Raw genomic sequence first — 17,909 nt, forward strand, 5'->3', positions numbered from 1 at the left:
ACGTCCGCGGAACCGGGGAGGCCCGGCGGGAGGGAAGCGTCAAATGGAAGACGAATTCCACGAGTTGACGGACCGGGTGCGGGCCGAGCTCCGCTCCCCACAGGATCTGGTCGCCTACGAGCGGCTGCTCGGACTTGCCCGGAAGAACACCGCGGCCGGACGCGAGGAACTGGCCCGGATGCTGGTCGCCGTGGAGCGCCCCCTGTGGGCCCGGGAGATCGCGGCCTTCATCCTCGGCTGCGCCGGCGACAAACGCGCCTTCGAGACGCTGGTGCTGCTGCTGAACTACCGCGAACCGGTCCGCTGCGCCACCGCCGCGCACGCCCTGGGCCGCCTGGGCGACCCCCGCACCGCCCGCGCCGCGGCGGCCCTCGCCACCAACCCGCTGCGCACCGCCTACGCCCTGCACCCCGTCCGGCTCCTCGCCGAACTCCGCGCCCCGCAGTCCGTACCGGCCCTGATCTCGACCCTGGACCGCCTGCTCACCCCCAACAACCCGTACTGGCGGGTGGCCCTCGCCTGCGTCGAGGGCCTGGGCGCCCTGGGCGACCGCCGCGCGGTCCCTGCGCTCACCGCCGCCCTCCCGCACCCCCGCCTGGCGGCGGCCGCGGCGGCCTCGCTGGCGCGGCTGGGGGTGCACGAGGACGCGACGGAGGGCCGGCCGGGCGACGCCGCCGGCGGCTGAGCGCGACGGCCGGAAGGCCGGGACTTGACCTTGCCGCTGGGGGCAGGGTTCGAGACTCCCGGCATGGACAACGCACAGAAGCGCAACGCGTCCCCCTCGCCCGCCGCGCGGGTCGTGATCGTCACCGGTGCCGGCACGGGCATCGGCCGGGCCACCGCCCACGCCTTCGCGGCCGAGGGGGCGCGGGTGGTGGCCGTCGGACGCCGGCGCGCACCACTGGAGGAGACCGCACGGGAGTGCCCCGCGGGCGGCGCGATCGTGCCGTACGCCGCCGACATCACCGGGGACGGGGCGCCCGAGGACCTCGTGCGGTACGCGGCCGAGACGTACGGGCGGCTGGATGTACTGGTCAACAACGCCGCCACGGTGGGCAATGCGGCGCTCGGCGGCTACACCAAGGAGCTGATGGCCCCGCTGCTGGCCACCAACCTCGTCGCGCCGGTGCTGCTGACCCAGGCGGCGGTACCGCACCTCGAGCGGACCGGCGGGGTGGTGATCAACCTCAGCACCTCGGTCGGGCAGCGCGGCTGGCCGGGCAACTCCGTCTACGCCGCCACCAAGACGGCGCTCGAACTGCTCACCCGCAGCTGGGCGGTGGAGCTCGCACCACGCGGCATACGGGTCGCCGCCGTCGCACCCGGCGCGATCGAGACCCCGATCGCGCTGCACCAGGGCTGGTCCCCGGAGCAGCGGAAGGCCGTCCGCCAGTGGCAGATCGACCACACCCCGATGGGGCGGGTCGGGCGGCCCGAGGAGGTGGCCTGGGCGATCACGCAGCTGGCCGCCCCCGCCGCCTCGTTCGTGACGGGAGTGGTGCTGCCGGTGGACGGGGGAGCGGTGGTCGGCTGACCGGGCCCGCCGCCTTCCTGCTAGAAACGTCGCCGGAGGTGGTCCGGTGCGGATCGGGGAGCTGGCACGGCTGACGGGGGCGTCGCCGCGGGCGCTGCGCAACTACGAACACGAAGGGCTGATCGGCTCGGAGCGGACGGCCAACGGCTACCGCGACTACGACGCGGGCACGGCCGTACGGGTGCGCAACATCCTGCACCTCCTCGCCGCCGGGCTCACGCTCGCCGACGTACGGTGCTTCACGCACTGCCTGGACGGCGATATGACCACCGCGCCGCCCTCACCCGAAGGCCTGCGCATCGCCCGCGAGCGGCTCGCCGTCATCGACGGGCGGATCGCCGCCCAGACGGCCGCCCGCGACCGCCTGGCGCGCGCCCTGGCGTCCGTGCCGGAGGCTCACAGCAGCGTCAACTGCGTGGGCTCGGCGGGCTGATCGCGCGGTCCGGCCGGATCCGCGTCGGACGCCGCGCCGGTGGTGTCATGGGTATCGCGGGCGTCACGGGCATCGCGGACGTTGCGGTGCTCGCCGGCGCGGTAGGGGCCGATGCCGTACTCCCGGGCGAACTCGTGGACCTGGCGGGTGATGCGGCGCTGGTACCAGGTGGGGGCGTACGAGCCGCCGGCGTACATCCGCTCGTAGCGCCGCACCAGATGCGGGTGGTGGTGGCCCAGCCACGCCATGAACCATTCGCGGGCGCCGGGCCGCAGATGCAGCACGAGCGGCGTGACGGAACCGGCGCCGGCCTCGGCGATGGCCCGGACCGTCGCCCGCAGCTGGTCGGGCGCGTCCCCGAGGAACGGGATCACCGGTGCCATCAGGACGCCGCAGGGGATGCCGTGCGCGGTGAGCGTACGCACCACGTCCAGGCGGCGCTCGGGGGCCGGCGTGCCGGGCTCGACCGTGCGCCACAGCTCGCGGTCCAGGAAGCCGACGGAGACGGAGATGCCGACGTCGGTCACGTCGGCGGCTTCCCGCAGCAGCTCCAGGTCGCGCAGTATCAGCGTGCCCTTGGTGAGGATGGAGAACGGGTTGGCGTGGTCGCGCAGCGCCGCGATGATGCCGGGCATGAGGGCGTACCGGCCCTCCGCCCGCTGATAGCAGTCGACGTTCGTCCCCATGGCTATGTGCTCGCCGCGCCAGCGCCGGGCGGTCAGCTCGCGGCGCAGCAGGTCGGGGGCGTTGACCTTCACCACGATCTGCGAGTCGAAGCCGAGCCCCGTATCGAGGTCCAGATAGCTGTGGGTCTTGCGCGCGAAGCAGTAGACGCAGGCGTGACTGCACCCGCGGTACGGGTTCACGGTCCATTCGAACGGCATCCGGGAGGCGCCCGGGACGCGGTTCACGATCGAGCGGGCGCGCACTTCGTGGAAGGTGATGCCACGGAATTCGGGGGTGTCGATCGTCCGGCTGACGACGTCCGTGCCGAACAGCGCGGCAGGGCTTTCGCCCAGATTGTCCCAGCGCATCGGGCCTCCTTCAGGGTCCTGTCGAGCCCCCGTTCTCGATAATAGAACACATGTTCCCTTGTCGGCTGTCACCCCGGATTTTGGGCGCGCCGCCCAGTGGTGGTTGGCTTGGCGGCGCATCGCAGGACCGGCAGCCGACTAACTGGAGGAAGACGCACATGGGTCAGGTCGAGGCCACCACGCAGCGCGAGATCGCGGCGGACCCGGAGGACGTGTTCGACGCGCTCGCCGACTACAGCGGCACGCGCCAGAAGCTGCTGCCCGAGCACTTCAGCGAGTACGAGGTCCGCGAGGGCGGCGACGGCAAGGGCACCGTCGTCCACTGGAAGCTCCAGGCCACCAGCAAGCGCGTCCGCGACTGCCTGCTGGAGGTCGACGAGCCGACCGACGGTCAGCTCGTGGAGAAGGACCGCAACTCCTCCATGGTGACCACCTGGGTCGTCACCCCGGCGGGCGAGAACCGCGCGAACGTCGTGGTCACCACCAACTGGCAGGGCGCCGGCGGCATTGGCGGTTTCTTCGAGCGGACCTTCGCTCCCAAGGGGCTCGGCCGGATCTACGACACGATCCTCGCCAAGCTCGCCCAGGAGATGGAGAAGTAGCCGGTCACCGGTTCGGGTGGTTTCCGTTGCGCCGCGGTGTCCGGTCGTCCCGGCCATCGTCGTACGGAAACCCCTGATGGGAGCCCAATAGGCGCCCCGGGCAACGTACTTGACGCCCCTTCCCGCCCCGCATGCCCCCTTTCGTCGTACTTGTTCGCTGTTATCGCCCGATGCGAAAAAGGGGCGGTGGTGCAGGTGTGACGAGGGAGGCAGTACGTGGGCGGGACCACCCTGGCAAAAAGGGGCAAGCGGGCCAAGCGGGCAGTGGTGCCCGTCGCCGTCTACCCGGGCGGCGGGGCAGGCCTGGCCCTGGGCTCCCGGCGCAGGCGGACGGTCTTCGTCGGACTGACACTGACGCTGGTGCTCGCGGCCCTCGACCAGACCATCGTCGCCACCGCGCTCCCCAGGATCGTCGGTGAGCTGCACGGCCTGCCCATGATGTCCTGGGCGGTCACCGCCTACCTGCTCGCCTCCACCATCGGCCTGCCGCTCCACGGCAAGCTCGGCGACCTCTTCGGACGCAAGCCGGTCCTCCTCTTCGCGATCCTGGTCTTCGTCGCCGGCTCGGCACTGACCGGCTGGTCGCGCTCCATGGACGAGCTGATCGCCTTCCGCGCCGTCCAGGGCATCGGCGGCGGCGGCCTCCTGATCGGCGTCCAGGCGGTCATCGCCGAGGTCGTACCGCCCCGGACCCGCGGCCGCTGCCTCGGCCTGTTCGGCGCGGCCTTCGGACTCGCCGCCATGGCCGGTCCCCTGCTCGGCGGCCTCTTCACCGACCACGCCTCCTGGCGCTGGTGCTTCTACCTCAACGTCCCCTTCGGCGCGCTGGCGTTCCTCCTCATCGCCGGCGCGCTCAGACTCCCCAGGCACCCCGTCCGCCCCAAGCTGGACATCGCGGGCGCGCTGCTGCTCGCCGCGTTCTCCACCTGCCTTGTCCTGCTGGCCAGTTGGGGCGGCACCCACTACGCCTGGAACTCGCGGGTCATCCTCGGGCTCGGCGCCGGTGCCCTCGGCACCGCCCTGCTGTTCCTCGCCGTCGAACACTTCGCCACCGCACCGCTGATGCCGCTCCGGCTCTTCCGCGACTCCGTCTTCACCCTCACCCATCTCGTCGGGACGGTCGTCGGCATCGCCCTCTTCGGCGCCGCGGGCTATCTGCCGACCTTCCTCCAGATGGTCGACGGCGCGACGGCCACCGCATCAGGCCTGCTGATGATGCCGCTGATGGGCGGCATCGTCCTCGCCTCCCTCGTCGCCGGCCGGCTCATCAGCCGCACCGGCCACCACAAGCTCTTCCCGATCCTCGGCTGCGCGGTGGCCGCCGAGGGAATGTGGCTGCTGTCCCGGATGGAGCGGGACACCTCGCGCGGCGTCTACAGCCTCTGGACGGGCATCCTCGGCCTCGGCATCGGCTTCGTCATGCCGGTGCTGGCGCTCGCCGTACGGAACTCCGTACGCCGCACCGATCTCGGCACCGCCACCGGCACCACCGCCTACTTCCGCCAGCTCGGCGGCAGCATCGGCGCGGCCCTCTTCGGCGCCCTCTTCGCCCACCGCCTCGCCGGCCAACTCGCCCATGAACTTCCCAAGTCGGCGCGCCTGCCCGACCCGGACTCGCTCACTCCGCAACTGGTACGAGCCCTGCCCGCCGGACTGCGGGACAGCTACATCGCCGCGTACGCGAACGCCATGCCGGGGATCTTCCTCTACCTCGCGCCGGTGCTCGTCGTGGGTTTCCTGCTCGCCATCTTCCTGAAAGAGAAACCACTGGTGTCCTACGCCTCTCATGCATCGCAGGCCCCCCAGACCTCGCACGCGCCCTACGGCGACGCCGAGGACCCCTCGGCCGGCGTGCCCCGGGCGCGCACCGCCGTCAACGGCCACGCCCCCACGGCCGGTTACGCCCCGGCCCCGGCCGGCGTCCCCGTGTGCGGCGCGGTCCGGCACCACGACGGCTCCACCGTGCCCCGCGCCGCGCTCACCCTCATCGACGTCGCCGGCCGCCAGATCGGACGCGGCGCCACGGGCGAAGACGGCCGGTACGCGCTGAGCACCCCCGGCGCCGGCTCCTATGTGCTGATCGCGGCCGCCGGCGGCCACCAGCCGCAGGCCGTCACCGTCACGGTCGGCGAACGGCCGGTCGAACTGGATGTGGTGCTCGGCGGCGCGGGCCGCCTCGCGGGCACCGTGACCACCGGCGACGGCACCCCCGTACGCGACGCCATGGTCACCCTCACCGACGTACGCGGCGAGGTCGTCGCCACCACCCGCAGCGGCCGCGAAGGCGGCTATGTCATCGGCGAGCTGGTGGCCGGCGAATACACCCTCGCCTCCAGCGCCCCGGCGTTCCGGCCCGCCGCGCTGCCGGTCACCGTCCACGCCTCCCGCGAGACCCGCCAGGACATCGAACTCGCGGGCGGCGCGGTGCTGCGCGGGACCGTACGGGCCGGCGGCGGCCGCCCCGTGGAGGACGCCCGGGTCACCCTGCTGGACGCCGGCGGCAACGTGGTGGACACCGCGACCACCGGACCCGACGGCCTCTTCCGCTTCGTGGACCTCTCGGCCGGCGAGTACACCGTGATCGCCGCCGGATATCCGCCCGTGGCCACCGTCCTCCAGGTAGCGGGCGGCGGCCGCACCGAACGCGACCTCCAACTGGGCCACGAGGACTGAGCCCGCCGCCCCCGCGCGGCCGCCCCGTCGTGGTGGGCGCGGGGGCCGGGTGCCACGGCGGGGCGGGCGCTGCGGCGGCTGGTTAGAGTTCCGCCCAGTCGACCGCCGCCGACCGCCGTGATCCCGCAGGCCACCGAGGAGAGCTCTTGATGACGTTCCGGCAGCACATGAGGGAGGCGACGGCGCGCGCCCTGGCGGAGTTCCCCCAAGAGCTGCTTCCCCAGATCTACGTCGTCACGTTCCGCATCGACAGCGTCGGCCAAGACCCCCGCTTCCCGTACCTGGCGATCGGCTACAACACCGAACTCGAGGTGGCCCGGATGCCGGCGGAGTCGAGCCCGTCGGAGGCATGGGACGTGCGCTGGAACTACGCCTATTTCCCGCCCTCGGGGCTCGAAGGCATCCGCATCGTCGGCCACCATCGCGAACACGACCCGGCCGGCGCCGAGTTGCACCGGCGGGAGGCCGAGACCAAAGGCCTCTGGTACGAGGACGGGCTCCCCGAAACGGAGCAGGACGAGCGGGGCGAACAACTCGACGCACAGTTCCGTGAACTCTGCGTCGAGCTGGCGCGGCAGCTCCACTCCGACGGCCGGATCGTCGGCACCCTGGGCCGGCCACTGCCGGTGGTCCTCTACGACATGTTCAACCCCGACGAGATGTTCGCGATGACCAGAGCCGCCAACCCGGCAGAACTGATCACGGAGTTCCTGAGCGAGGACCCGGAGGGGCCTTCGCGACCCGTGCTTCAGTAGCCGCCGCGCCCGCGCCGAACCGCAGCCGCGTGATCAGCGGCCGGTCCCCGCGCAGCAACGGCACGGCCGCGGCCCGCGGCGCCAGAAAGCCGAGGAGGCCGCGGCCCGCGGGCAGCGGGACATCGGCCACCTCGGTGACGGCCGGGTGGGCGGTACGCAGCGCCTTCCGCTCGGCCGCGTTCATGCCCCAGGGCATCGGCGGCAGGCGATGGCCGCCGGGCCCCCGGGCACCGGCGCGGGAACGGGCGCTGAACCGCCGTGACACGGTGTCGAACACCATCGTGCCGCCGGGAAAGGCCGCCGCGCAGGCGCCGATCAGCCCCTGCACCTGCGCGGGCTGCAGATACATCAGCAACCCCTGGGCGGTCACCAGCACCCCACGCGAGGACTCGATGCCGGCCATCCAGTGGCGCTCGCGGGCGTCACAGGCGACGAGCCGCTGGCGGGCGCCGTGCGGCAACAGGCGCCGGCGCAGCTCCAGCGGATCGGTCAAATCCACGGTGACCCAGCGGACCCGGCCGTTGTCCACCCGCCAGAACTGTGTCTCCAGACCCTCCCCGAGCGCGATCACGGTGCCCTCCGGATGCCGGTCCAGAAAGGCGCGCACCGCGCCGTCGAAGGCCAGCGCACGGAGCGCGATGGCCTGCGCCACCCACGGCCGGGCGGCGCCGAGCCGCTCCTCGAACGGGTACTCCACCTCGTCGACCAGCCGTACCGCGCGCGGGTCCGGCAGCACGGTGTCCCCCCGGGCGGCCTCGGCGGCCCGGTGATAGACCGTCCACAGCGCCGTTTCGGGGACTCCCCGGAGGTCTGCCCTGATACGGCCCGGCACCGCCTGGTGGCGCACATCCTCGGTCATGTGGCGTTGATATCGGGAGACCGGTCCCGTACGACGGCGATCGGAGTGTCGCTCACCCGACGGGGTGCAAAGTCGTACCGGCGGTCAGCCGGTCTGCGCGGACACGTACGCGGCCGCCGAGCGGACAACCGGGGCATCCCCCTGCCCGAGGGCCTCGGCCGCCCGCAGCACCTCCGTCAGGACGGGCAGGTCGCGCGCCTGCACGCAGAGCACCAGCAAGGGGACGACGTGGGCCGCCCAGGCCTCCCGCGACGAGGGCGGGGCCTGGGCCGCCTCCCGGGTCCAGCGCAGGATCTCCTCGGGCGCCGCGCAGGGGAGTTGCGGACCACAGTCGGCGCGGCCGCCCCCGCCGCGCTCGATCCGTACCGCCGCAGCCAGCCCCGCCGCCAGGGTCGTGTGGTAGCAGGTGCCGAAGAGATAGGCCGCGGCCTTGTCGCCGCTGAGTGTGGCCAGGACCTCGGGCCGGTGAACGGGGCTGGGCACCGCGCCGTCCGGCCGCCGGGCGCGGGCCAGGACGGACCAGCCGTAGCGCACCGGAGGGGCGGCGGAGATCCCTAATGCCTGCGTGCAGAGCAGGAGTTCGGCGGCCAGGTCGAGGCTTCCACGGGCGAGATGCACGGCCAGCAGGACCCGTACGGTCTCGCGCAGCCGGGCCGCCTCCTCCGGGCCGCCCGGAAGATCACGGCCGCCGAAGTCCGTGACGTAGAAAAGGGCATGGGTCAGGGCGTAGGTCTCGCTCTCGGTGAGGTGGAGGACGTCCGGGCGCAGGGCGGGCAGGCTCTCGCGGAAGAGCGTGCCGAGGTCGGGCAGCGGGGCGGGGGCCGGGAAGCCGCCGCGGTCGAGGAAGTAGCGCAGCTCGATCCGGCCGAGCACCGGCTTGTACGGCCGGGCATGGGCGCCGGCGCCCGCCGCCAGCAGGGCCTCGCCCCGCGCCCGCAGCGCGGGCTGCGGGCGGCCGAGGAGCTCCAGCAGGGCGATGAGGTTGAGGTGGTACGGGAAGAGCTCGTCGGCGCGGCACAGGCCGCGGGTGAAGTCCGGGTCGGCCGTGGCCCGTTCGGCGAGATCGAGGGCGCGGGAGGGGAGTGGGGCGTGTTTGGGGAGATGGCCCGAGCGGTCCAACAGCCGTATCAGGCCAAGGAGTTCGAGCAGCGGTCCGGGGCGGAAGGGGCGCCGCGGCAGGAAGCGCTCCCAGAGGTGTGGGGCGAACCATTCCAGGTGGGTATCGAGCCAGCCCAGCGCCCCGGACAGGGCACCGGCCGCCGCCTCCTCCGCCGCGTCCGCCCCCTCCGCCGCGTCCTCAGCCGACGGCGTCCCGACGGGCCGCGCGTGCGCGGGCACCGGGGCCCAGCAGGCCTCCGGGCCGCCCGCGGCGCTCATCGCCCGCTCCGCACCCGCAGCAGCACCAGCACGACCGCCAGAATCCCGCCCAGCGCGGCCAGATCCGCCCACCACACCAGCAGCTCGCCGCCACCCAGCAAGGTCCCCCGTGCCAGATCGACGGCATAGGTCATGGGATTGAGGTGCATGATCAGCGCCAGCCAGCCCGGCGCGTCCCGGGCGCTGAAGACCGAGCCGGACAGGAACAGCATCGGGAACATGGCCAGCTGGACGGTCGCCTGGAGCGTCTGGACCCGGGTGATGACCGTGGCCAGGCACAGGCCGATGACGCTGAAGACCGTGGCCGTCAGCGCATAGCAGCCCGCCGCGGCCACGAACCGGCCCGCCGTCAGATGCACCCCCATCAGCGGCGAGAACGCCAGCATGACGACGCTCTGCACGCTCACCATCCCGGCGCCCGCCGCGACCTTCCCCAGCGGCAGACAGATCCGCGGCACCGGAGCGACGAGGAGCTCGCGCAGCACGCCGTATTCGCGGTCCCAGGCGTACGACTGGCCGGACGCGACGCCGATGGAGACCACCTGGATGGCGATGATGCCGGGGAAGACATAGGCGCTGAAGGGCACCGACCCCACGGAGGGGATCATGCCGTCGAAACCGACGGCGTAGACGAGGACGAAGAAGACGATCTGTACCGCCTGGCTGAAGAGCACGCCCGGCCGTTTGACCTGGCGGAGCAGATCGCGGTGGGCGATCACGGAGATGGCGCGCAGGGCGACGGACAACCGCCCTTCGGCGACGGCCGGGGCGGGAGAGGGGACGGGAACGTGGGTGGTTGCCGCGGTCATGGCGTCCTCACGCCCTCCGGCACCGTCTGCCGTTGGCCGTGCGGCCCCGGTTGCCCGTCGAGGGCCCGCGGCCCGCCGCTCTCGCGAGGCCCGTCGTCCCCGGTGGCGGCGGCCAAGTACACGTCGTTCATGGACGGATGCCGTACGGACACGGTCAGTCCCGGCACGTCCAGGGCCCGCACCACCTCCGCGATCCGGGTCTCGGGGTCGGCGCAGTGCACGGAGACCCCCTCGGCGCCCAGCAGCGGATCGAAGCCCACGGCGCGCAACTGACGCGCGGCGGCGTCATTGTCCGCGCAGGACACCACGATCCGGGACGAGTCCAGCCCGCTCTTGAGCCGGTCGACGCTGCCGCGCCGGACCACGCGCCCCTTCTGCAGGATGACGATGTCGTCGGCGTACTCCGCCTCGTCCATGTAGTGCGTCGAGTAGAGAACCGTGACGCCCAGCTCGGCCCGCAGCCGCAGCAGATCGGCCCATACGGCGCTGCGCGCGGCCGGATCCAGCCCATTGGTCGGCTCGTCGAGAATGATCAGCCCCGGGCGGTGAAGGAGGGCGCGGGCGATCTCCACGCGCCGGGACAGCCCCCCGGACAGCTCCTCGACGGGGTCACGGCGGCGGTCGGCGAGGCCGAACAGCTCCAGCATCAGGTCGATACGGGCCCGCGCGTCACCGCGTTTCATCCCGAACAGCCGGGCGTGGAACCACAGATTGCGCTCGACGGACAGCTCCTTGTCGAGCGTGCGCTCCTGGAAGACCAGCCCCAGGCGCCGCCGGGCGGCCATCGGCGCCTCGCGCACGTCGTGCCCGAAGATCCGTACGCTGCCGCCGTCCGGCCGCGCCGCCGTCGACAGCACCCTGAGCAGGCTGGACTTCCCCGCGCCGTTGGGACCGAGCAGCGCGGTGATACGGCCCGGCGCCGAGGCCAGCGACACCTCCTGGACGGCGGTCAGCTTGCCGTAGCGCACCACGAGACCGGCCACCTCGAAGGCGGGGGGCGTCGAAGGCATCGGGACATTCCTCTCCTGGAGATCCTCGGACGGGACATTCCCCGCTGCGCGCCGTGCGGTCATACCAGCCCCAGACAGCGGTCCCAGGGCAGCGGCTCGCCGCCCACCGGCAGCAGCGCCAGGGCGACGCCCGCGGCGCCCTCCAGCATCCCCGCGACATTCACCGCCCGGTGCGCGACGGGCGAGCGGGCGGCAGCCGAAAAACGCATGAGGTGACGAAAGGCAAAGGGCGCCGTGGCATCGGCGCACCCCAGCACCTTGACCCGCAACCGCTGGCATCCGGCACGGAGTTCGTCGTCACCGGAGGCCACCGCCACCCGCGCCAGGACGCGCAGCAGGCCCGCGTACCCATGGCAGACCGTGGGGCCCTCGATCGCCCACCGCGACTCGTCCCGGCGGAGCGCGGCCCGCAGCGCATCGACGGCGGCCTCGCGCCAGCGCGGCCGGCCCAGCGCCGTCCCCGCGCGGTGGAGGGCGGCGGCCACACCCGGCGTGCCGTAACACCAGGCGGTACGCGTGAACAGCGCGTCCGGGCGCCGCGCCGCCAGCTCGTCGTCCCAGCTCACCCGGGCGGGCCAGTAGGCGCCCGCCTCGTCCCGCAGCGTCCAGCCCAGCAGCCACTCGGCGATGTACTCGACGGCCGCGCGCATCCCGGGCACCTCGCGGCCCGCCTCGTACGCCGAACACAGCACCGCCAGCGGCCCGCTGATCCCATGGGCCATCCCGAGGTTGAAGTCGCCGCGCGGATAGTCCGCCCGGTCGCGGTCGCTGATCTGGAGCTCGGGGGGCACCCACCAGCCGGGGACGCGGTGGCCGTCGACCCGGATCGGCGCGCTCAGCGCGACGAGGTGGCGGAGCGATGCGGTGAGGGCCGCCTCCACCGCGGGGCCGCTCTCCGCCGGGTCGGCCGCCGAGTCCAGCAGCAGGCGCGCCGTCCCGGACAGCCCGTTGATCAGGTCGTACGCGGCCCAGTCCACGCCGGCGCCGCCCTCCTGGGCACGGCCGCGGACGGCCCGCAGCCGTTCCGTCTGGTCCTCGGCGACCCAGGTCGCCAGATCGCGCCGCAGCGAGGCGTAGTGCCCCTCCCGTCCGGCGCAGGTCTGCGCGGCGGCCAGCAGCGCGGCCGGACCGGAGAACAGGCCATGGCTGGGCGCCGATGCCATGGCCCGCCCGGCGGCCGCCAGATGGCGGTGGGCGACCGGCCGCCAGGTGCCGTCGGCACGCGCCAGCTCGCCGTAGAGGAGGGCCGTGCCGGGAAGTCCGTTGGCGAGGGTGAGCGGGCCCCACATCACCGCGTCGTAGACGGGATCGCGGTTGTCGTCACGGGAGGCCACGGCGGCGACCTGCGCGGGGTCGGCGAGCCGCTCGCCGACCAGGGTGATGGCGCCCTGCGTAAGCGTGGCTGCGGTCACGGCTGGTGCCTCCGGCGGTTGAGGTGGTCCTGTACGGCGCCGCGTGCGATGCCCAGCACGGTCATTTCGCGGGCGCTGGAACCGCCGAACAACCGGTTGCAGACCATGTGCAGCAGACTGCCGACGACCCGACCCTCCGGGGTGTCGCCCGACTCCCTTACTTGGGCGGCAAGTTGACGGACGGCCTCGTCCCGAGGGCGGAGCGCCTCCAGGACGCGGGCGCCCACGGGATCCCCGGCGAGGGCGGGCCAGCCGCCGTACGGGTCGACGATGCGCCGCCACCGGGCGGCAATGCTGCGGAACTCGGCGGGCAGATCGCGGCGTGAGCCGGTCATCGACAACCACGCGGCGGCGCCGTCGCGGCCGTAGTCGTCGGCGGGCGGGGGAGCGCCGGGCGCGGGCGGGCCGAAGGCGTGCGACAGGGCGGCGCAGGAGATGACGGCCAGATCGTCGACGTCGTGATCGTTGCCGGGCTCCTTGGCCAGCCGCAGCAGGGCGAGGGCGGCCTCGCTGTCGTACCGGAAGACTCGTTCGGCCAGACGCTGCGCGGCCGGGCCGCCGTAGCGCTCGGTCTCCGGGTCGTACTGCGCGAGGCTGTGGCCGCGCAGCAGGCCCGCGCGCTGCCAGCTCGTCAGCAGCGCACCGGCCTCGGGGGCCACCGCGCCCCACAGCGCGCGCGGGTCCGGGCCGTGCAGCCGCAGTCGCAGATGATGTCCGGCGTCGTCCGTGTAGCGGAGGAAGAACCAGTCGTCCACGCCCAACTCGGCCGCCCTGGCGAGAAGTTGGGGCAGACGGTCGCACAGGAGGCCGTCCTGGGCGCGGGCGGCGCCGTGCAGTTTGAGGTAGAGCCAATCGCCACCGAGGCCATGGACCGTGCGATCGGGTTGCCGGTGACCGGCGTACGGGCGGCGGCGCGGGAGTCCCGTATCCCGGCGGACCAGCGGCACGACCAGTTCCGTGACATGCCCGGCCAGCGGGCCGGCGACACCGCACTCGTGCTCGCCCGGCACCTCCTGTGCGATCAGATCGGGATGCCGCAGCACCTGGTCGAGGAGCAGCTCGCGATGCCAGACGTTCTCGAGATCGAGCAGCAGACGCTGGTCGGCGGTGACGGCGAGGATCCGGCGCGGTACGTCCCAGGCGGCCCGCCAGTCCCCGACCGCCCGCGCCCAGCCGGCCTCGCGCGCGCCGCCCGCCGTACGGAGCCGCTCGCCGGCCGTACGGATCTCGTCCGGCCGCCAGATGGCGGGGGCCAGTACGAACCGGCCGTGGCGCACCCGGGGAACGAACGGCGCATCCGCGAGTGGACCCCAGTTCCACGGTTCCCACAGCCGCTGGCCCTCGAGCCCGATCTCCCACAACAGGCGGATGGCGTTGGGGGCCTGGGCGGGGGCGCTGACCATATTGCCGAGGACGGGGGCGAGTTCGCGGCCGGTGGGGAGATGGACGGCCGTCAGGCGGTCCAGGGTGGCGCCGATGGCGATGTCGGACAGCCGCAGCTCCTCGACGCCGCTCGCGTCGGGCACCCCGACGCCGATCCGACGGCCGGTCGCGGGGACGGTGTGGGCGAGGTTGGCGGCCCGTCCGGAGCGGGGCCGGAACGCGAGATCGACCGGTACGGCGCCCTCGATGTGCACCGGATTGTCACGGTGCAGCGCGCCGAACGCCTCCCGCCAGCCGGGGCATTGGTCGGCGAACCGGGCGAAGGTGGCCCCCGCCCGGTGCGAGCCGGGCGACGGCGAGAGGAAGACCCGGAACTCCCCGTTGGACAGCGCGTCCGTCGAAGGGGCGACGACCTGCACCGTCACCTCACAGCAGCTGGGCAGGTCCGCGAGATCGGCGACGTCATGGCACAGCTCGGCCAGATCGGCGTCCTGAAGGACCACCTCGCGCCGCCCCGAGCGGTGCGCGACGGCCACCAGCCGGGCCATCGCGCGGTCGCGGCGGGCGGTGCGCGGATCGTCGGGCGGCACCGGCGCGGCCTCGCTGTTGGGCCATCCGTAGCCCGCCGGCGCCCCCAAACCTGTTGATTCATCGAGGAGTTGAAGAATCGGCACCAAGCGGTCGGCCCCATATGCATCGAGGAAACGGCGGTGGTAGTCCCGCAGCGCGAACAGCCCGAGCTTGGGACGGGAGAGCCGCCACATCACACCGGCCGCCGCCTCGATCACCTCGCGCACCGCGTACGGCAGATGCAGCTCGGCATCCAGGAGGGTGTCGATGTGCAGGGGCGTGTCGTCCGGCTCGAGGGACCGGGCGGTCTCCAACAGGCGGCGCAGCGACGCGCGGCCCTCGCCTACGGGGCGCGCGTCATACGCCCGCCGCTCGCGGTCGAAGGCCAGCAGCGCGGCGTGGATCCGGCGGGTCTCCGCGCCGGGCCCGGCAACCCGGGCGAGCAGGCCGAGGACGTGCCGCAGCGGATCGCCGCCGTCCAGCGGCGGGCGCAGGCCCGTGATCAGAATCTCCTGCCGCACGAGCTCCCCGAGCAGGGCGCGGATCCGGTCCACCGGAGCCGTGGGGAAGGCCGCGGCCGTACGGCGGACCAACTCCTCGTACGGCAGCGGTCCGGCCGCCTCGGCCACCGCCCGCGCCACGACCGGCGTCCTGCGTACGGAAACCGAAGAGCGCCCCTCCCCGCTCTCGGAGGGGGCGACGCCCTGGGTGGAGGGCGAGACGAGCACCAGCCGGTCCCCGGCGGGCACCAAGGCCTGGTGGGCCTGCACGGTGAGCGCGCCGAGCACGGCCGGATCGCGCTCGAGGCGGTGGCCGATCCTGGTCAGCCACTGCATATCGGCATGGGTACGGGTGCGGTGCGCGCGGCCGCGCGCCACCTTGGCGGTGGCGTCGAAGACGCCCGTCGCCACCCCCGCGAACAGGCCGAACGGGGTGGGCCTGGTCCGCATCCGGATGTCGTAGCGGAGCGCGGCGAGGGCGGCGCGGCGCAGCTGACCGGTCTTGATCCCGGCGCCACCGCGCTCGCCGACCCGGTGGACCAGGGCGCTGAGGCTGGGGGAGGCGAGGTCGAGCGCCTCGCTCAGCGCGGGGTCGCCATCGACCGAGGAGAGGAGCGCGACACAGGCGTCGACGTCCTGGGGGCCGCCCGTATCGGGGAGGGGGAGGCCGGGTGCGTCCGGCGCCAACGGCGCACGCAGCAGGAACAGCTCCCGGGCCGCGAACGGCGCGTGCGGTGTCTGTGTTTCCCCCATGGCTCCCCCTGCTCTCGCTGCCCCTGCCCCGTGCCCCTGCGCTCGTCCTTGCGCCGCTTCGTACGAGGCCTGCGGACGAGGCCTCCGTATGCGGCGGGAACGGCCGGTGGGGCCGGGCGAGCGCCCGCCCGGCCCCACCGGCCGGTGATGTCAGCAGCAGTGGCTGCAGCCGGAGCCGCCGCCGTCGCTGGTGCACCCGGGGGTGCAGTAGGAGATGCTCGTGACGGCCGGGCCGGCGACGGACTTCTCGACGCCGATCTCCAGGTCGAGGTCGAACAGGCCGTCGTCCTGCGTCTGGGCGGGTCCGTTGATTCCCATGGTGTCCTCCGTTGAAATCACATGGACGGGTGGATGTGCATGGATCGCGATCCGGGCTTCACGCAACCACGGTCATTCGACGCTCTTCAATCGTTCTGAGCGGTCTTGGCAGTCTTGGCAGTTACGCGGCAGAAGGCCGGGAGCGCGGCAGTGGCGGGAAGAAAAATCCGGTCGGTCCGGCAGCCGGATCCGGCCCGGTCGCCGGAGGGGCCGGGCCGTAGGAGGGGCGGGATCCGGACCGAATGCCGGCGGGATCCGGACCGCACACCGAGATCCGTTTCGGACATCACTCGGATGAACCCGGTGAAACCGTGAACCGATCCCGGATTCTTGGATACGTACATGGTGTGTGTTCGGACGAAGCTCTGCTGACCGCGGTCGCCCGTGGCGACCAGGCCGCCCTGCGGGCCCTTTACGACAGGCACGCGGCCGCCATGCTCCGCCTCATCCGCAGACTCACCTCGGATCAGGGGGTCGCGGAAGAGCTCCTTCAGGAGTCCTGGCTGGCCGTGTGGCGTTCGGCGGGTGGTTTCCGCGCCGAGTCCTCCGTACGGGGCTGGCTGCTGGGCGTGGCACGACGGCAGGCCCACAACCAGCTCCGGAAATCGCGGCCGCAACTGACCGATCTCGCCGAGGCGCGCGATGTGCCGGACCCCGCGCCGAGCATCGAGGACCAGATCGTGCAGGACGCCGACCGTACGGCGCTGTTGACAGCCGTGCGGGCGCTTCCCGAACATCTGCGCGAGGTCCTTGCGCTGGTGCTGGTCGAGGACCTGGCCTACCCGGAAGTGGCCACCGTGCTCGCCATCCCGGTGGGCACCGTCAAGAGCCGGATGTCCCATGCGCGAAGGCGGCTGGGCAAAATGCTCGCCGCCACGCGGCTGGAAGGAACGGGACGACGATGACACCTCACCTCGCGGACGACGCCCTGGCGCGTCTCTCCCGGCCCGGCGCGGTCCCCGCGCAGCACCAGCGACATCTCGACGGCTGCCTCGACTGCCGTACGCGGATGGCAGTGTGGCAGGGCATCGGCGAGGCGGCCCGGGCGGATGCGGTGGAACAGACCGTGGCGGTCCCCTCGTTCGACGTGCTCATGGGGCCCGCGCTGGCGGAAGCCGGCCGGCATGAGGCGGAGTCCGCCACGGAGACCGGGACGGCGGAGCGGCCCGCCCGCCGCTTCGCGCCCCGGGGCTTCGCCCAGCCCTGGCGGCTGGCCGGGCTGCTCGCAGTGCGGCAGGCCGCGCTGCTGCCACGTATCTGGGCGCCGGCGAGCGCCCTCGGCATCGTCGGCGCCGCGCTGCTGGCCTCGACCTTCACCCAGGAACGTCTCGCGCTGCGGGTGTTCGGTGGCGTCGTGGTCCTGCTGATGCTGTTCGGCGCGCTGCTGGTGGCCTCGCCTCGCCGGGACCCCCGGCGCGAGCTGCTGTTCACCCTGCCGGTGCCGCCCGCGGCGGTGTTCCTCGCCCGGCTGACGGTGGTGCTCTGCGCCGATGTGGTACTGGCCCTGGCCTGTTCGGCGCTGCTGGACGGGCCGGCCTGGCGGACGGTGGTCGCGAGCTGGCTCGGAGAATCGTTGCTGGCCGCGTCCCTCGCGCTCGCCCTGTCCGTACGCTTCGCCCCCGCCGTGGGCGCGGCCGCCGGCGGCGCACTCTGGCTGCTCGGCCTGCTCAGCGGCCCCCAGGGCATGTTCACCACGCCGCTGCAGAACCTGACGGGCAGCCTGCTGTCGACCACGCCCTGGACGCTGCTGCCGGCCCTCGCACTCCTGGCCTGGGCCGCCATGGCCATGCGGACGGCCGGGGGGCCGGCGCCGTCGGACTAGCCGGGCCCACGCTCCGTTCGCGCGCCCCCGCCCCCACCCCCCGTCACCTGCCCTCCCCCCTACGG

Annotated in this window: 16 protein-coding genes; 8 read left to right on the plus strand and 8 right to left on the minus strand. The window is 73.3% G+C overall.

Annotated features, from left to right (window positions below):
- Positions 1-43 precede the first annotated feature (43 nt).
- From ACIRPT_RS33150 to ACIRPT_RS33160, 3 genes are all read left to right on the plus strand, one after another.
- Complete coding sequence (locus ACIRPT_RS33150) at positions 44-685, plus strand: HEAT repeat domain-containing protein (RefSeq protein WP_403833973.1); 642 nt, start codon at positions 44-46, stop codon at positions 683-685.
- Between the two features lie 63 nt (positions 686-748).
- Complete coding sequence (locus tag ACIRPT_RS33155; protein WP_403833975.1) at positions 749-1,534, plus strand: SDR family NAD(P)-dependent oxidoreductase; 786 nt, start codon at positions 749-751, stop codon at positions 1,532-1,534.
- 46 nt (positions 1,535-1,580) lie between these two features.
- Positions 1,581-1,967: a MerR family transcriptional regulator gene (locus ACIRPT_RS33160; protein ID WP_403833977.1), complete on the plus strand. Its 387-nt coding sequence runs from the start codon at positions 1,581-1,583 to the stop codon at positions 1,965-1,967.
- Here ACIRPT_RS33160 and ACIRPT_RS33165 read toward each other — a convergent pair.
- Complete coding sequence (locus ACIRPT_RS33165) at positions 1,931-3,001, minus strand: Rv2578c family radical SAM protein (RefSeq protein ID WP_403833979.1); 1,071 nt, start codon at positions 2,999-3,001, stop codon at positions 1,931-1,933. The genes ACIRPT_RS33160 and ACIRPT_RS33165 overlap by 37 nt on opposite strands.
- A 158-nt stretch (positions 3,002-3,159) precedes the next feature.
- On the opposite strand from ACIRPT_RS33165, the gene ACIRPT_RS33170 reads away from it, so the two are divergent.
- The 3 genes from ACIRPT_RS33170 to ACIRPT_RS33180 all read left to right on the plus strand — a co-directional run bounded on the left by ACIRPT_RS33170 (position 3,160) and on the right by ACIRPT_RS33180 (position 7,031).
- Positions 3,160-3,603, plus strand: a complete 444-nt coding sequence (locus ACIRPT_RS33170; protein ID WP_403497417.1) for an SRPBCC family protein — start codon at positions 3,160-3,162, stop codon at positions 3,601-3,603.
- A gap of 216 nt (positions 3,604-3,819) precedes the next feature.
- Complete coding sequence (locus ACIRPT_RS33175) at positions 3,820-6,276, plus strand: MFS transporter (protein ID WP_403833981.1); 2,457 nt, start codon at positions 3,820-3,822, stop codon at positions 6,274-6,276.
- A gap of 149 nt (positions 6,277-6,425) precedes the next feature.
- Positions 6,426-7,031: a hypothetical protein gene (locus tag ACIRPT_RS33180; protein ID WP_403833983.1), complete on the plus strand. Its 606-nt coding sequence runs from the start codon at positions 6,426-6,428 to the stop codon at positions 7,029-7,031.
- On the opposite strand, the gene ACIRPT_RS33185 is transcribed toward ACIRPT_RS33180, so the two are convergent.
- The 7 genes from ACIRPT_RS33185 to ACIRPT_RS33215 form a co-directional block, all read right to left on the minus strand.
- Positions 6,976-7,890, minus strand: a complete 915-nt coding sequence (locus ACIRPT_RS33185) for a class I SAM-dependent methyltransferase (protein WP_403833986.1) — start codon at positions 7,888-7,890, stop codon at positions 6,976-6,978. The genes ACIRPT_RS33180 and ACIRPT_RS33185 overlap by 56 nt on opposite strands.
- 84 nt (positions 7,891-7,974) lie before the next feature.
- Complete coding sequence (locus ACIRPT_RS33190) at positions 7,975-9,267, minus strand: DUF6895 family protein (RefSeq protein ID WP_403833988.1); 1,293 nt, start codon at positions 9,265-9,267, stop codon at positions 7,975-7,977.
- Positions 9,264-10,076, minus strand: coding sequence for an ABC transporter permease (locus ACIRPT_RS33195; protein ID WP_403833991.1), 813 nt, complete (start codon positions 10,074-10,076; stop codon positions 9,264-9,266). Before ACIRPT_RS33195 ends, ACIRPT_RS33190 begins: the two co-directional genes overlap by 4 nt.
- A complete protein-coding gene (locus ACIRPT_RS33200; protein WP_403833993.1) occupies positions 10,073-11,086 on the minus strand; it encodes an ABC transporter ATP-binding protein in 1,014 nt (337 codons plus the stop codon). Before ACIRPT_RS33200 ends, ACIRPT_RS33195 begins: the two co-directional genes overlap by 4 nt.
- A 59-nt stretch (positions 11,087-11,145) precedes the next feature.
- The gene (locus ACIRPT_RS33205) at positions 11,146-12,498 is read right to left on the minus strand and encodes a lanthionine synthetase C family protein (RefSeq protein ID WP_403833996.1); all 1,353 of its coding nucleotides are present in this window, start codon (positions 12,496-12,498) and stop codon (positions 11,146-11,148) included.
- Positions 12,495-15,704 (minus strand): lantibiotic dehydratase, encoded by a 3,210-nt coding sequence (locus ACIRPT_RS33210; protein WP_403833998.1) that lies wholly within the window; start codon positions 15,702-15,704, stop codon positions 12,495-12,497. Before ACIRPT_RS33210 ends, ACIRPT_RS33205 begins: the two co-directional genes overlap by 4 nt.
- Positions 15,705-15,854: 150 nt before the next feature.
- Positions 15,855-16,022 (minus strand): gallidermin/nisin family lantibiotic, encoded by a 168-nt coding sequence (locus tag ACIRPT_RS33215; protein WP_078971490.1) that lies wholly within the window; start codon positions 16,020-16,022, stop codon positions 15,855-15,857.
- A gap of 347 nt (positions 16,023-16,369) precedes the next feature.
- On the opposite strand from ACIRPT_RS33215, the gene ACIRPT_RS33220 reads away from it, so the two are divergent.
- Both ACIRPT_RS33220 and ACIRPT_RS33225 read left to right on the plus strand, forming a co-directional pair.
- Positions 16,370-16,927, plus strand: coding sequence for an RNA polymerase sigma factor (locus ACIRPT_RS33220; protein WP_403834000.1), 558 nt, complete (start codon positions 16,370-16,372; stop codon positions 16,925-16,927).
- Entirely contained in the window at positions 16,924-17,844 is a 921-nt protein-coding gene (locus tag ACIRPT_RS33225) for a hypothetical protein (RefSeq protein ID WP_403834002.1), read from the plus strand. The genes ACIRPT_RS33220 and ACIRPT_RS33225 overlap by 4 nt, the downstream gene beginning before the upstream one ends.
- The last annotated feature ends 65 nt before the right edge of the window (positions 17,845-17,909 follow it).

It is taken from the genome of Streptomyces sp. NPDC101227 (genome assembly GCF_044767545.1).
GTDB lineage: Bacteria > Actinomycetota > Actinomycetes > Streptomycetales > Streptomycetaceae > Streptomyces.

What these genes read in the sequence shown, in the direction of transcription:
- ACIRPT_RS33155 (WP_403833975.1), top strand. Translation starts at nt 749, where the DNA reads ATGGACAACGCACAGAAGCGCAACGCGTCCCCCTCGCCCGCCGCGCGG.
- ACIRPT_RS33200 (WP_403833993.1), bottom strand. Translation starts at nt 11,086, where the DNA reads ATGCCTTCGACGCCCCCCGCCTTCGAGGTGGCCGGTCTCGTGGTGCGC.
- ACIRPT_RS33190 (WP_403833988.1), bottom strand. Translation starts at nt 9,267, where the DNA reads ATGAGCGCCGCGGGCGGCCCGGAGGCCTGCTGGGCCCCGGTGCCCGCG.
- ACIRPT_RS33180 (WP_403833983.1), top strand. Translation starts at nt 6,426, where the DNA reads ATGACGTTCCGGCAGCACATGAGGGAGGCGACGGCGCGCGCCCTGGCG.
- ACIRPT_RS33165 (WP_403833979.1), bottom strand. Translation starts at nt 3,001, where the DNA reads ATGCGCTGGGACAATCTGGGCGAAAGCCCTGCCGCGCTGTTCGGCACG.
- ACIRPT_RS33185 (WP_403833986.1), bottom strand. Translation starts at nt 7,890, where the DNA reads ATGACCGAGGATGTGCGCCACCAGGCGGTGCCGGGCCGTATCAGGGCA.
- ACIRPT_RS33170 (WP_403497417.1), top strand. Translation starts at nt 3,160, where the DNA reads ATGGGTCAGGTCGAGGCCACCACGCAGCGCGAGATCGCGGCGGACCCG.
- ACIRPT_RS33225 (WP_403834002.1), top strand. Translation starts at nt 16,924, where the DNA reads ATGACACCTCACCTCGCGGACGACGCCCTGGCGCGTCTCTCCCGGCCC.
- ACIRPT_RS33210 (WP_403833998.1), bottom strand. Translation starts at nt 15,704, where the DNA reads ATGGGGGAAACACAGACACCGCACGCGCCGTTCGCGGCCCGGGAGCTG.
- ACIRPT_RS33215 (WP_078971490.1), bottom strand. Translation starts at nt 16,022, where the DNA reads ATGGGAATCAACGGACCCGCCCAGACGCAGGACGACGGCCTGTTCGAC.
- ACIRPT_RS33195 (WP_403833991.1), bottom strand. Translation starts at nt 10,076, where the DNA reads ATGACCGCGGCAACCACCCACGTTCCCGTCCCCTCTCCCGCCCCGGCC.
- ACIRPT_RS33150 (WP_403833973.1), top strand. Translation starts at nt 44, where the DNA reads ATGGAAGACGAATTCCACGAGTTGACGGACCGGGTGCGGGCCGAGCTC.